The sequence below is a fragment of the Bradyrhizobium sp. STM 3809 genome (assembly GCF_000239795.1).
Classification (GTDB): domain Bacteria; phylum Pseudomonadota; class Alphaproteobacteria; order Rhizobiales; family Xanthobacteraceae; genus Bradyrhizobium.
Genome location: NZ_CAFJ01000157.1, coordinates 15,908 through 29,406 on the forward strand (window position 1 = coordinate 15,908; position 13,499 = coordinate 29,406).

The 13,499-nt window shown below is 67.9% G+C and carries 10 protein-coding genes and 1 pseudogene; 5 read left to right on the plus strand and 6 right to left on the minus strand.

Annotated features, from left to right (window positions below):
- Window positions 1-117: 117 nt before the first annotated feature.
- Window positions 118-1,524 carry a flavin monoamine oxidase family protein gene (locus tag BRAS3809_RS08195; protein WP_008961619.1) on the minus strand — a complete coding sequence of 469 codons (1,407 nt, stop codon included), beginning with the start codon at window positions 1,522-1,524 and terminating at the stop codon, window positions 118-120.
- A gap of 194 nt (window positions 1,525-1,718) precedes the next feature.
- Here BRAS3809_RS08195 and BRAS3809_RS08200 point away from each other — a divergent pair, with 194 nt between their 5' ends.
- Window positions 1,719-2,696, plus strand: a complete 978-nt coding sequence (locus tag BRAS3809_RS08200; protein WP_008961620.1) for a YiiX/YebB-like N1pC/P60 family cysteine hydrolase — start codon at window positions 1,719-1,721, stop codon at window positions 2,694-2,696.
- A gap of 197 nt (window positions 2,697-2,893) precedes the next feature.
- Here the strand turns inward: BRAS3809_RS08200 and BRAS3809_RS08205 are convergent, their stop codons facing one another.
- The gene (locus BRAS3809_RS08205) at window positions 2,894-3,169 is read right to left on the minus strand and encodes a metal-sensitive transcriptional regulator (protein WP_006613634.1); all 276 of its coding nucleotides are present in this window, start codon (window positions 3,167-3,169) and stop codon (window positions 2,894-2,896) included.
- A 51-nt stretch (window positions 3,170-3,220) separates the two neighbouring features.
- Here BRAS3809_RS08205 and BRAS3809_RS08210 point away from each other — a divergent pair, with 51 nt between their 5' ends.
- Both BRAS3809_RS08210 and BRAS3809_RS08215 read left to right on the plus strand, forming a co-directional pair.
- Window positions 3,221-5,908: a heavy metal translocating P-type ATPase gene (locus tag BRAS3809_RS08210; protein ID WP_083839066.1), complete on the plus strand. Its 2,688-nt coding sequence runs from the start codon at window positions 3,221-3,223 to the stop codon at window positions 5,906-5,908.
- A gap of 272 nt (window positions 5,909-6,180) precedes the next feature.
- Window positions 6,181-6,933: a sulfate transporter family protein gene (locus tag BRAS3809_RS08215; protein ID WP_008961622.1), complete on the plus strand. Its 753-nt coding sequence runs from the start codon at window positions 6,181-6,183 to the stop codon at window positions 6,931-6,933.
- Here the strand turns inward: BRAS3809_RS08215 and BRAS3809_RS08220 are convergent.
- The 4 genes and pseudogenes from BRAS3809_RS08220 to nth form a co-directional block, all read right to left on the minus strand.
- Window positions 6,871-8,488 (minus strand): annotated as a pseudogene (locus BRAS3809_RS08220) (DHA2 family efflux MFS transporter permease subunit). The gene BRAS3809_RS08215 and the pseudogene BRAS3809_RS08220 overlap by 63 nt on opposite strands.
- Window positions 8,485-8,994, minus strand: a complete 510-nt coding sequence (locus tag BRAS3809_RS08225; protein WP_035655746.1) for an isoprenylcysteine carboxyl methyltransferase family protein — start codon at window positions 8,992-8,994, stop codon at window positions 8,485-8,487. The pseudogene BRAS3809_RS08220 and the gene BRAS3809_RS08225 overlap by 4 nt, the downstream one beginning before the upstream one ends.
- Entirely contained in the window at window positions 8,991-10,043 is a 1,053-nt protein-coding gene (locus BRAS3809_RS08230) for a type III polyketide synthase (RefSeq protein ID WP_008961625.1), read from the minus strand. The genes BRAS3809_RS08225 and BRAS3809_RS08230 overlap by 4 nt, the downstream gene beginning before the upstream one ends.
- Before the next feature lie 209 nt (window positions 10,044-10,252).
- Window positions 10,253-11,092 (minus strand): endonuclease III, encoded by an 840-nt coding sequence (nth, locus tag BRAS3809_RS08235; RefSeq protein ID WP_008961626.1) that lies wholly within the window; start codon window positions 11,090-11,092, stop codon window positions 10,253-10,255.
- A 23-nt stretch (window positions 11,093-11,115) separates the two neighbouring features.
- On the opposite strand from nth, the gene BRAS3809_RS08240 reads away from it, so the two are divergent.
- Window positions 11,116-11,649 (plus strand): DUF2244 domain-containing protein, encoded by a 534-nt coding sequence (locus BRAS3809_RS08240; RefSeq protein ID WP_008961627.1) that lies wholly within the window; start codon window positions 11,116-11,118, stop codon window positions 11,647-11,649.
- Between the two features lie 403 nt (window positions 11,650-12,052).
- Window positions 12,053-12,952 carry a methylated-DNA--[protein]-cysteine S-methyltransferase gene (locus tag BRAS3809_RS08245; protein ID WP_035655749.1) on the plus strand — a complete coding sequence of 300 codons (900 nt, stop codon included), beginning with the start codon at window positions 12,053-12,055 and terminating at the stop codon, window positions 12,950-12,952.
- Window positions 12,953-13,499 lie beyond the last annotated feature (547 nt).

Sequence of the window (13,499 nt, forward strand, 5' to 3'; positions counted from 1 at the left end):
GCAGTGTGCCCACCGTGTATTCGCGAGGTTAGCAGTTCGTTGGTGGGCACGGCGCCACCGCGATCTCGGATGTGATCAAGACGCGGGATCGCCTTTGCCCCCTACGGACACCGCCGGTCAGTCCTCCGGTGACGCCGACCGTACCTTGCGACGGCGGGGCCGCTGACGCTCGCTCGGCTCCGGCTCGGCGTCCTTGAGAGCGCCGATGCGGCGCAGCGCGGCCTCGGCGGCGCGCTCGCCGGACTCCCAGGCGCCATCGACGGTGCCCCACAGGGTCTCGTGCGTGGCTTCACCGGCGACGAACAACGGACCCAGCGGCTCGCCGAGGATCTTGCGAGCGCCCTGGCTTCCGGGTGCGGCGGCCGACATCCCGCCGAGCACGCCCGGCACCTGGTTCCAGCGCGTGGCGACCGACGACTTCACGGCGGCCGCAGCTTCGCTGCCGAACAGCTTGGCGATCCATTCCTTGGCGAAGGCGGCCATCGCCGGCTCGCCTTGCGCCGAGAGTTCTCGGCCGAATGAGCCGGCAACGTCGATCGTGCACAGCGACGAGCCGCCGATATTGGCCAGCAACAGGCCCGTGCGGTTCGAAGTGCTCTGCTCGACGATGACCTCGTCGCGCGACAGGCCGAGCGGGTTGCCGGCAAGCATCAGCGCGATGTGATCGGTGCTGCCCAGGCTGAGCTTGGCTGCCGCGTCGAGCTGCCGTTTCGGCAACTCCGGAGTGAACTTGATCGCGCCTGAGGTGAGGACGTTGGTGGAGACGGTGAGAATGACCGCGCGCGTCGCGATGCGCCCGGCAGGGGTCTCGACTGCGACGTCGCGGTTGCTCCACACGATACGGCTGGCGGGGGTCGACAGCGACAGGGGAAGTCCGTCGGCGAGCTTGGCGACCAACGTGCCGAGCCCCTGGCGGCATGCCAGCGGCGCGCCGCGATCCTGGGCCCGCGCCTTGTCCATGACCGAGAGATCGGCGAGATCCTTGCCGGTCGCGCTGGCGCCGAGCACGAAGGCCGTCGTATTGGTCCAGTCGCCGAGATCCTTCGGCAACGCCGCGGCGCAGGACGTGTCGAGCTTGCCGCGCGAAGCCTCGTCGATGGCGCGGTTGGCACGCACCAGGCCGGCGAGGAACTGCTCGGTCTCGCCGGGCCGCGCATTGCGCCGGCCGACGCGGATCTTTTGACCCACCGGCGCGGCGACGACGTCGAGACCAACGCTGCGGGCGAGCTTGCCGATCGGATTGCTATCGGCGTTCAACAGCCAGCGCGCGCCGCGGTCGAACGGCACCCCGAACGTGGTGAGATCCGTGCTGCAACGGCCGCCGATCTGCCCCGAGGCCTCGAGCAGCACCACCTTGCGGTTGGCTGCGACGATACGGCGTGCGGCAGCGATGCCGGCCGCGCCCGCGCCGATCACGACAATGTCAGCCTCGCGCGGAGTAGCGGCGGCCGCAGCCCGGCCGAATATCGGCGTAGCGGCCAGCACCGCGGACGCAGAGAGGAAGCCGCGGCGCGTGAAGCTCATGACATGGTTTCCGAAAGCTTTTGCGGGATGCGATTCCCGAGGAATTTGCCGCATTCGCCGCAGCGCGGCAACGGGAATGGTAAAGGCGAGGACGCAGGGAACGCTTCGACTATGAACCAAATTGCAACCGCAATCGACCATCATGGAAGCAGGGACAAAGGCAAGCGGCCGGTCAAGGTCGCCCGGGGACCGTCATGGGTATCGTGCTCGACCAGATCGGCAAGCTGATTGCCGCCTATCTCCAGAAGGAGATACCCGGCTATGAGCCGTTCACACCGAGCGATCCCGACTATCTGCGCAAGGACATTCAGCCCGGCGACGTGCTGCTGGTGGAAGGCAACAGCCGCATCTCGGGCATCATCAAATACCTCACGCAGTCGACCTGGTCGCACGCCGCGCTCTATGTCGGTCCGATCGACGGCGCCGTCGAGCCGGACGGCGAGCCGCATGTGCTCGTGGAGGCCTATGTCGGCGACGGCGTGATCTCGGCGCCGCTGTCGAAATACTTCGCCTATCACACCCGCGTGTGCCGCCCGGTCGGGCTGACCTTCGAGGACCGCCACACGGTCTGCCGCTATGCCATCAATCGCATCGGCTTCGGCTACGACACCAAGAACATCGTCGATCTGATGCGCTATCTGATCCCGATGCCGATCCCGCAGCGCTGGCGGCGTCGCATGATCGCGCTGGGATCGGGCGATCCGACCAAGATGATCTGCTCGGCGCTGATCGCGCAGGCGTTCGACGCGGTGCGTTATCCGATCTTGCCGAAGATCACGCGGGCACCGTCGCGCCGCGCCAAGCGCGAGATCCTGCACATTCGCGATTCATCGCTGTACATGCCGCGCGATTTCGACATCTCGCCCTACTTCGAGATCGTCAAGCCGACCATCGTCAACGGATTCGACTACACGACGCTCCACTGGGCCGACAAGCAGAAGCCGCTCGCGGAGGTAGCGGGCGAGTTCGCCGTGTTTCCAGGACCCGTCAAGGCGCCGCCGCTCGTTCCTGAGACGGCTGACGAAAAAGCGACGCGGCCGGTTGCGGCTACGGAAGTAGTCGGCAGGATCGGCGAACGGTTGGTCGTCAACGAGCATTTTCTCGTCGCCGAGCCGGTGCGCAGGCTCGCACCGCGTCCGTCCGCCAAGCGTCGTGACAAGGTTGCGGTTTGAGGTCGTGCTTGTCGGGTGTCGTTGGAACCGAGCAAGCGCACTTGCCGCCCGCCAGCTTGATCCTGGCGGCCATGCTCCGCATTCGACAATCTGAGATTTGGGCTCGTCTGTCCCCCCAGGTCATGGCCGGGACACGCCCGGGGCATGACGGAGCGGTCTAAGCTCCAGGATCGCTTGTCGCGATACGCCGCATCTCCTCACCGATCCGAGCGGCTGATCACGTCCATCAGTTCAGCGATCTTCTGCCGCTGGTCGGCCTTGTCGCCCGATGCGATGGCGTGCTCGACGCAATGGGAGACGTGATCGCGCAGGATCTCCTCCTCGACGCGGCGGAGCGCCGCGCGCACCGCGGAGATCTGGGTCACGATGTCGATGCAGTAGCGATTGTCCTCGACCATCTTGGACAGGCCCCTGACCTGTCCTTCGATCCGGCTCAAACGTTTCTGACAGGATGTCTTGATGTCGTCGCGCATGCGGCCTATATACCCTTACAGGGTATAGGTTTCAAGAGACGAGGCTGGGCGATGTCGGAAACCGAACACGGACAGGGCGCCGCAGCGGCTCCATCCGGCGGATGCGGCTGCGGAACGCGGACCGGCGGGGTCGAAGCACGACACAGCGAGCCGGCTCCCGAGGCGTGTTGCAGCGATCATGCCGCGCCGAGCAGCGAGGCGGGCGGCTGCTGTGGTGGTCACGGCCACGCGGCGGACGCGCCGGTCAAGGTGAAGGACCCGGTCTGCGGCATGTCGGTCGATCCGGCGACCTCGAAGCATCGCTTCGAGCAGGATGGCCAGACCTTTCACTTCTGCTCGGCCGGCTGCCGAACCAAGTTCGCGGCCGATCCCGCCAAGTACCTTGCGCCGGCCGCCGCTCCGGCGAATGCGGGCGCGTGCTGCGGCGGCCATGACCATCACGCGCATGACGCGGCCAAGGTCATCGATCCCGTCTGCGGCATGAGCGTCGATCCCGCGACGTCGAAGCACCGCTTCGAATATCGGGGCCAGACCTTCCATTTCTGCTCCGCCGGCTGCCGCACCAAGTTCGCGGCGGATCCGGATCAATATCTCGGCGAGCGCGAGCCGCCGCCGGAGATGCCGGCCGGCACCATCTACACCTGCCCGATGCATCCGGAGATCCGGCAGGAAGGCCCCGGCACCTGCCCGATCTGCGGCATGGCGCTCGAGCCCGACGTGATCAGCCTCGACGATGCGCCCAATCCCGAGCTGGCCGACATGACCCGGCGGTTCTGGATCGGTGCCGTGCTCGCGGCACCCGTGGTGGTGCTGGAAATGGGCGGGCATCTCGTCGGCGGGCACGGCCTGATCGATCCCGTGCTGTCGAACTGGATCCAGTTCGCGCTAGCGACGCCGGTGGTGCTGTGGGCGGGCTGGCCGTTCTTCGTGCGCGGCTGGCAGTCGATCCAGACCCGCAATCTCAACATGTTCACCCTGATCGCGATGGGCACAGGCGTGGCTTATGTCTATAGCGTGATCGCGACCTTGATGCCGCAGGCGTTTCCGCCGGCGTTCCGCGGCCATGGCGGCACCGTGGCGGTGTACTTCGAAGCCGCATCCGTCATCATCATCCTGGTGCTGCTGGGACAGGTGCTGGAGCTGCGCGCGCGCGAGGCGACCTCGGGCGCGATCAAGGCGCTGCTGCAGCTCGCGCCGAAGACGGCGCGCCGGCTCGACGCCGACGGTAATGATCACGAGGTCGAGATCGCCGAGCTGGCGGCCGGCGATCGGCTGCGCGTGCGACCCGGCGAGAAGGTGCCGGTCGACGGCATCATCCTCGAAGGCCGCTCCTCGCTCGACGAGTCGCTCGTGACGGGCGAATCGATGCCGGTGACCAAGGACGAGGGCGAGCGCGTCATCGCCGGCACCCTGAACCAGACCGGCAGCTTCGTGATGCGCGCCGACAAGGTCGGCCGCGAGACTCTGCTGTCGCAGATCGTGCAGATGGTCGCCGACGCGCAGCGTTCGCGCGCGCCGATCCAGCGCCTCGCCGACCAGGTCGCGGGCTGGTTCGTGCCCACCGTCATCGCCGCCGCCCTCACCGCGTTCGTCGCGTGGTACGCGTTCGGCCCCGAGCCGCGCTTCGCCTTCGGGCTGGTCGCTGCCGTCAGCGTGCTGATCATCGCCTGCCCCTGCGCGCTGGGGCTGGCGACGCCGATGTCGATCATGGTCGGCGTCGGCCGTGGCGCCCAGGCCGGCGTGCTGATCAAGAGCGCCGAGGCGCTGGAGCGGCTGGAAAAGGTCGACACGCTCGTCGTCGACAAGACCGGCACGCTGACCGAGGGCAAGCCGAAGGTGACCGGCATCGTCACGGCGCAAGGCGTTGATGAAGCCGAGGCGCTCAGGCTCGCCGCCAGCGTCGAGCGCGCCAGCGAGCATCCGCTCGCCGAAGCCATCGTGCGTCACGCCAGCGAGCGCAAGCTCAAGCTGGCCGACGCGAAGGGCTTCGACGCGCCGACCGGCAAGGGCGCGCGCGGCGAGGTCGACGGCAGGGCGGTCGTGCTCGGCAATCCCACCTACCTGGCCTCGCTCGGCATCATCACCGACACGCTCGGGGTCGAGAGCAAGCGGCTGCGCGAAGACGGCGCCACCGTGATCACGATGGCCGTCGACGGCAAGCCGGCGGCACTGTTCGCGATCGCCGATCCCGTCAAGGCGTCGACGCCGGACGCGCTGAAGGCGCTCGCGGCCGACGGCATCAAGGTGATCATGCTGACCGGCGACAACCGCGTCACGGCTACGGCGGTGGCGCGCAGGATCGGGATCACCGAGGTCGAGGCCGAGGTGCTGCCGGAACAGAAGAGCGCGGTGGTGGCGCGGCTGCGCGCCAGCGGCAAGGTGGTGGCGATGGCCGGCGACGGCGTCAACGACGCGCCGGCGCTGGCGGCCGCCGATGTCGGCATCGCGATGGGCACCGGCACTGACGTCGCCATGGAGAGCGCCGGCGTGACGCTGCTGCAAGGCGATCTCGGCGGCATCGCGCGGGCGCGTAAACTGTCGGCGGCGGTCATGAGCAACATCCGCCAGAACCTGTTCTTCGCCTTCATCTACAACGCGGCCGGAATCCCGATCGCGGCGGGCATCCTCTATCCGGTGTTCGGCATCCTGCTGTCGCCGATCATCGCCGCGGCGGCGATGTCGTTGTCGTCGGTGAGCGTGGTCGGCAACGCGCTGCGGCTGCGGGCGACGAGGTTGTGAGGTGACATAGGGGCCTCATGGTTCGAGACGCGCGCCAAGGGGCGCGCTCCTCACCATGAGGGTCTAGCTTCGCAAATGGTCTCTCCTCCGTCATTGCGAGCGCAGCGAAGCAATCCAGAGTCCCACCCACCATCCTGGATTGCTTCGCTGCGCTCGCAATGACGAGAGGAAGCAGTTCGGGACCATCAGCGTGCGGTGGGGAGGACGGGCTTGCCGAAGCCCTCCAGCATCTCTACGTCCTGTCCCGTGTCTCTTAGAGAGGGTCCACCGCCATGATCGACGCCGCCGTCAAGGCGCTTTCGCAGATGCTGTCGCCGCCGATGCGCTCGATCCTGTATCGCTCGATCGGGCTGTCGCTGGTGCTGATCACCGTGCTGGCCATCGGGCTGCAGCGGCTGTTGAGCTGGCTCGCGACCGCCGGCGAGGGCTGGGCCGAGGCGATGCTGGGGCCGAACTCGCATGGCGCGCTGGAGGTGCTGACCTGGATCATCTCGATCGCGGCCGGCTTCGGCGTCGTGTTCGGCGGCATCATGCTGATGCCCGCGATCACCTCGCTGGTCGCGAGCCTGTTCGTCGACGACGTCGCCGATCTGGTCGAGCGCGAGCACTATCCGGCCGAGCGCCCGGGTGTCGCGCTGCCGTTCGGCATCGCCATCGTCGAGGGCCTCAAGGCCGCCGGCCTCACCATCCTGGTCTATCTGGTCGCCCTGCCCTTCGTGTTCCTGGCCGGCGCCGGCTTCGTGATCTTCTTCATCGCCACCGCCTGGCTGCTCGGCCGCGAATATTTCGAGCTCGCCGCGATGCGCTTCCGCCCGCCCGCGGAGGCCAAGGCGATGCGCCGCGACAATGCGGTGACGGTGTTCACGGCGGGGCTGATCATCGCGGCCTTCGTCGCGATCCCGATCGTGAACCTGGCGACGCCGCTGTTCGGCATGGCCTTCATGGTCCATTTGCACAAGCGGCTATCCGGACCGCGACCCGAGCTGATCGAGCCGTCGCCGGAGCGCCGGCTGCGCAGCCTCTAGCGCGCGCAGTTGCGGCGACAGGTGCGCGGGCTTGTTGCGCGCAAAGGGGATCAGCAGGAAGCCGAGCAGCGCGATGCCGGCGAGCAGCGACCACGCCTCGTTGACGCACAGCGCCAGCGAGGCCTTCTCCACCAGCGGCCGGACATAGGCGATCGCCTGCTCCTCCGACACGCCGCGCGGGCGGTTGCGCAGCAGCTCCGGCGCGAGCCCGATGGCCTTCGCCGCGGCAGTGTCGCCGGCCATCAGGCGATCGCGGAAGGCCTGGGCGTGCAGCGTGACGCGGCCATAGATGATGGTGTCGATCAGCGCGATGCCGATGGCGCCGCCGAGATTGCGCATCAGGTTGAACAGGCCGCTGGCATCGGCGACCTCCGCCGGCGGCAGGTCGCCGAGCGCGATCCGCGTCGGCGGCAGCAGGCAGAACATGATGCCGACGCCGCGCACCACCTGCGGCCAGAACATCTCCTGATAATCGGCGTTCGCCGGCTGGAACGCGCTGGCCGCGAGCCCCGCGCCGAACAGCACGAAGCCGAACGCGGTCAACAGCCGCGCATCGACCTTGCCGTCGAGCGCGGTGACGAGCGGGGCCGCGACCAGTTGCGCGACGCCCGTCACCAGCATGATCTTGCCGATCTCGAACGCGTCGTGGCCGCGTACGAAGGCGAGGAACACCGGCATCAGATAGACCGAGCCGAACAGGCCGATGCCGAGGCAGAAGCTCGACACGCAGCCCAGCGTGAAGGCGCGGCGCTGGAAGCTGCCGATCCGCAGGATCGGATCGGATGATGCCAGCAGGCGCTGGATCAGCAGCGTGAGGCACGATGCACTGAGCACGAGCAGCGCGATGCAGTTCGACGACAGCCAGCCGCCCTTCGGCGCCTCCTTGAGTCCGAGCTCCAGGCTCGCCAGCGAGACCGCGAGCAGCAGCAGCGCCAGCAGGTCGAGCTTGTCGAGCTCCTCGAGCTCCATGTCCTGCTTCGGCAGCAGCGCCGGCGTGGCGGTTGCCGCGGATGCCCGGCGCGATGTTGATCAGGAACAGCCAGGGCCACGACCAGGTGTTGGTGATGAAGCCGCCGACGACGGGCCCGATCGTCGGCGCGAGCACCGCGACCACGCCGCCGATCGTGGTGGCCACCGCGTGCAGCCGCGACGGAAACAGCAGGAAGACTGCGGAAAATACCACGGGGATCAGCAGCCCGCCGAAGAAGCCCTGCAGCACGCGGAACGCCAGCAGCATGTGAAAGCTGCCGCTCAGCGCGCAGCCGAGCGAGGCCGCGGTGAAGACGCTGACGGCGCCGACGAACAGCCAGCGCAGGGTGAATACGCGCGTCAGCAGGCCGGTCAGCGGGATCGCGATGATCTCGGCGATGAGATACGCCGTCTGGATCCAGCTCATCGCATCCGGCGTGATGCCGAGCGCTTCCTGGATGGTGGGAAGCGAGGTCGCCACCACCTGGATGTCCAGGATGGCCATGAACATGCCGACGCACATCAGGACGAAGCCGAGCCAGGTGGCGAGGCCCGGTGTTTCCTCCGGCGCGGCCGCAGCACTCATGCAGTCTGGCCGCCGCCAATACCGCCGGACAGCGCCTCGGATTCGGCGCGGATGCGGATGAACAGCACGGCCGCATTCAACGCGGAGAAGATCAGCGCGATCAGCGGCAGGTGCAGCGCCAGCGGCAGCAGTGCGATCTCCGCCGTCACCACCAGGTAGTTCGGATGCGAGATGTAGCGATACGGCCCGTCGGCGACCAGCGGCGCGCCGGGCAGGACGATGATGCGCGTGGTCCAGCGCGGCCCGAGCGTCGCCAGCACCCACCAGCGCAGGCCCTGCAGAGCCACGAAGCCCGACAGCAGCCAGGGATCGACCTCCTGGTCGACACCGAGCAGCCACAGCGACACCAGCCACGCCGCATGCATCGAGATCATCAGCGGATAATGATCCGCTCCGACCTCGACCGCGCCCATAGCGCGCAGGCGGCGGGTGTTATGCCGGGCGAGCACGAGTTCGCCGAGCCGTTGCATGGTGACGAGAGCGAGGACGAAGGCGGCGAAGGTCATGCGGCGTGCCTCAGTGAGACGCAGCTTGCGGTGAAGCCGGGTCCGAGCGCCGTCAGCACCGAGCGCGGCGGCAGGCCCTTCGCACGGGCGCGCTCCAGCACGAACAGCACGGTCGGCGCGGACATGTTGCCGTAGTCGGCGATGATCTCGCGCTCATGATCCAGCGTGCCCTGCCCGATCGACAGCGCGCGCTCCAGCGCCGTGATGACCTTGGCGCCGCCGGGATGGCAGACGAAGCGGTCGACGTCTGCGGCCGACAGCTTCATGTTGACGAGGATCTCGTTGACCGCAGGGCCCATGTTCTCGGTGACGAAATCCGGAATGGTGCGCTGGAAGATGACGCCAAAGCCTTCGGGATCGACGCTCCAGCCCATGATGTCCAGCGTATCCGGCCACAGCTTTTCGCCGGTCGCCTCGACGCGCGTCGCGCCGCCATCGCCGGCGCGCAGGATCGCGGCCGCGGCGCCGTCGCCGAACAGGCTCAGCGCGACGATGTTGGCCTTGCTCAGCTCGTCATGGCGCACCGCCAGCGTGCACAGCTCGAAGGTCACGAACAGCACGTTGGTGCCGGGCCGCGCTTGCGCAAGCCGTGCCGCGATCGACAGTCCCGACACGCCGCCGGCGCAGCCGAGCCCGAACACGGGGACGCGCGAGACATCGGAGCGAAAACCCATGCGGCCGGCGACGCGCGCTTCCAGGGTCGGCGTCGCGATGCCGGTCGAGCTGACGCTGACGATGGTGTCGATCTCATCAGCCCTGAGATCGGCCTGCGCCAGCGCCTTGCCGGCGGCCTCGACGAACAGCGCCTCCGCGCCATCGAGATAGGCTTCCGTGCGCTCCGGCCAGCCGCGCCGCTCCATGTACCATTCGATCGGCTTGACGCCGTAGCGGGCGCGGATGCCGGTGTTGGCGAACAGGCTGGCCATCGTGTCGAACTGCGGAAAGCGCGGCGACAGCACGACGCGCGCCGCCTCCATGACCTCGTTCTGGCGGAACTGATGCGGTGGCACGGCGGTCGCGAGCGACACGAGTGCGGCGGTATGGTCCATGCAACTGATCCTTCCCCGTCCCGGCGCCCAAAAGTCCGAGAACGCGGAAATCATCACGCGCCACTCACATCGCCCGGATTGCGGGTTTCATCTTATGACCAATGCGGGCGGCGATGTGGCCTGGCCATGGTGAGACGGCGTCGCAGCGTGACGCTAAAGTGACTGTCAAACGCGTTCTCACTTTGCAACCTGACGTCGCGTCCAACGTATCAGGCCGTCTTCTCCGGCCAGCGGCAGAGGTCCTTGATCAGGCACAGCTCGCAGCGCGGCTTGCGGGCGAGGCAGGTGTAGCGGCCGTGCAGGATCAGCCAGTGATGCGCGTGCAGCATGAACTCGGCGGGGATCACCTTCTCCAGCCCGAGCTCGACCTCCAGCGGCGTCTTGCCCGGTGCCAGGCCGGTGCGGTTGCCGACGCGGAACACGTGGGTGTCGACCGCCATCGTGTGCTCGCCGAACGCCATGTTGAGCACGACATTCGCGGTCTTGCGCCCGGCGCCGGGCAGCGACTCGATTTCGGCGCGCGTGCGCGGCACCTCGCCGCCGAACTCGGCGATCAGCTTCTCGGACAGGGCGATGACATTCTTGGCCTTGGTGCGATACAGGCCGATGGTCTTGATGTAGTCGCGCACATTGTCCTCGCCGAGCGCGAGCATCTTCTGCGGCGTGTCGGCGATCGCGAACAGCGGCCGCGTCGCCTTGTTGACGCCGGCGTCGGTCGCCTGCGCCGACAGCACCACGGCGACCAGCAAGGTGTAGGGGTTGAGATGCTCGAGCTCGCCCTTGGGCTCCGGATTGGCCTGGGCGAACCGGCTGAAGGCCTCGCGGATCTCGGTCGGAGTCCACGGTTTGGTCGCCTTCAACGGCTTCTTGACCGCGCCTGCCTTCGACTTCGGCGAAGGCAGCTTGGCCGCAGGGCTGATCTTGGCAGCCTTTTTCGCCGTTTTGGATGCGGATTTGGCAGCTGCTCCCGGCGCGGCTTTGCCCGCCTGTCTGGACGGCTTGCGAACCGGGGCCGGCTTGGCGCGTTGGGGGCGAGTGATTTTGGCCATGATCCCGGGTATACTGAGGCCCCATGACGCCAGGCAATGCTTTTGCGTATCAGGAGACCGGCACCGCGGCCGCTGATCCCGAGCTGTTCTCGGCGCGGCTGACGCCGCATCGCTCGCTCGGCCGCACCGGCTTCGTGGTGCTGATGGCGGTGGTCTGCGCCATCAGCTTCATCGGCGGCATCGCCTCGCTGCTGATGGGCGCCTGGCCCGTGCTCGGCTTCTTCGGCCTCGACGCGCTCGCGATCTACTGGGCCTTCAAGGTCAACTTCCGCCGCGCCAGGGCCTATGAGGACGTGACCATCACCTTGACCGAGCTGCGCCTGCGCCGCGTCAGCCACAAGGGTCACGTCATGGAATGGCGCTTCAACCCGCTCTGGGTGCGCCTCGACCAGGAAACCCACGAGGAGTTCGGCATCGAGCGCCTCTATCTGGTCGCCCGCGGCCAGCGCGTGGCCATCGCGAGCTTCCTCGGCCCGGAGGAAAAGGCGAGCTTTGCGAAGGCGCTGACGGCCGGGCTGCAGGCCGCGAAACGCGGGCCGGTGTACAACCCGCTGTAACCTTCCCGATCTGCCACCCGCCAACCCACCGTCATTCCGGGGCAACGCCGCAGGCCTTGAACCGGGAATCCCGAGTTCATGGTCCTCGGTGCAGTGCTGACCCTCATGGTGAGGAGGCGCGGAGCGCCGTCTCGAACCATGAGGCCACAGCGGGGCCTCGCCCTTCGAGACGCCCGCCTGCGGCGGGCTCCTCAGGGTGAGGAGTGAGAGCTGTCCGCGGATGGCCCGCATGCAGCCCCTTCCTTGCCGCTCCACCTTCCCCTCATGGTGAGGAGCGCCGCCTCAGCGGCGCGTCTCGAACCATGAGGCCCGGAAAAACGCCGCGCGACCGCTCGCGCCGGCCCTAGCCCCCCAATCAGAAATCGGGTGGAGTGCCCTCCCCGGCCGCCCTACATCCGGAGTCATGATGACCCTCGCCATTCACGATTCCGCCCTGGCCAAGCCGGGCCCGCAACAATCCGCCGCGCTGCGCGACTACGACGCCGTGCGCCGCGCGATCGCGTTCATCTCGGAGCACTGGCGGCGGCAGCCGACCATCGAGGACATGGCCGACGCCGCCAGCCTGACGCCGGACGAGCTGCACCATCTGTTCCGGCGCTGGGCCGGGCTGACGCCGAAGGCGTTCATGCAGGCGCTGACGCTCGACCACGCCAAGGGCCTGCTGAAGGGCTCGGCCAGCGTGCTCGACGCCGCGCTCGACTCCGGCCTCTCAGGCCCCGGCCGCCTGCACGATCTGTTCGTCACCCACGAGGCGATGTCTCCAGGCGAATGGAAGACCGGCGGCGCCGGCACGACGCTGCGCTACGGCTTCCACCCCTGCCCGTTCGGCCTAGCGCTGGTGATGGCCACCCCGCGCGGCCTCGCCGGCCTCGCCTTCGCCGACCTCGGCGAGGAGGCTTCCGCGCTCGCCGACATGAAGAGCCGCTGGCCCCGCGCCGACTATATCGAGGACGTCCCCGGCACCGCCGGCCTCGCGCAACGCATCTTCGACAAGGGTATGTGGCGCCCCGAGCAGCCCCTGCGCGTCGTCCTGATCGGCACCGACTTCGAGGTCCGCGTCTGGGAAACCCTGCTCAAGATCCCCATGGGCCGCGCCGTCTGCTACTCGGACATCGCGACAAGGCTGGAGTCGCCAAAGGCCTCGCGCGCGGTGGGCGCGGCGGTTGGCAAGAACCCGATCTCCTTCGTGGTGCCGTGCCATCGCGCGCTAGGAAAGACAGGCGCGCTGACGGGCTATCACTGGGGCCTGACGCGCAAGCAGGCGATGATCGGGTGGGAGGCGGGGCAGGTGGGGATGGGGTAGGCCCGGGCAAGTGCCGTGTCGCCTTGCCAAGCGATGAAGCTGATGATGCCCCGGCTATCATCGTCCGAAGGCGGACGATCCAGTAACCACAGGCATCTCGGGTTTCACGACCGCCGCGGCGTACAAGATGCCCGCCTTCGCCGGGCATGACGGCGGAGTGAGACGGCACACATGTCGCCATTCGGCAGAGCGGTGATGAAGGCCTAGCTCTCTCCTCCGTCATTCCGGGGCGCGCGCAGCGCGAGCCCGGAATCCATGTCACGGCACGTTGCGTTGCGCGATGGATTCCGGGCTCGTCGCGCTTCGCGCGCCGCCCCGGAATGACGGGGAACTGACAGCGAGTTTTTCGCGTGTTGGAGTCTGTTGCGCATGGAACGTGTTGCAGCAACGCACGACAGCACGCCGCACCCATCGACGCGCAGTGATCCGCTCAACTTCACGGCTCAAACAGCAGGGGACGCGGTTGCGCGATCTCGCGGCGGGTGAGGCCCGAGCTCTGCATCTAACATGTCCCTCAGACAACGAGAGGGCGCAGGGAATGCCGGAT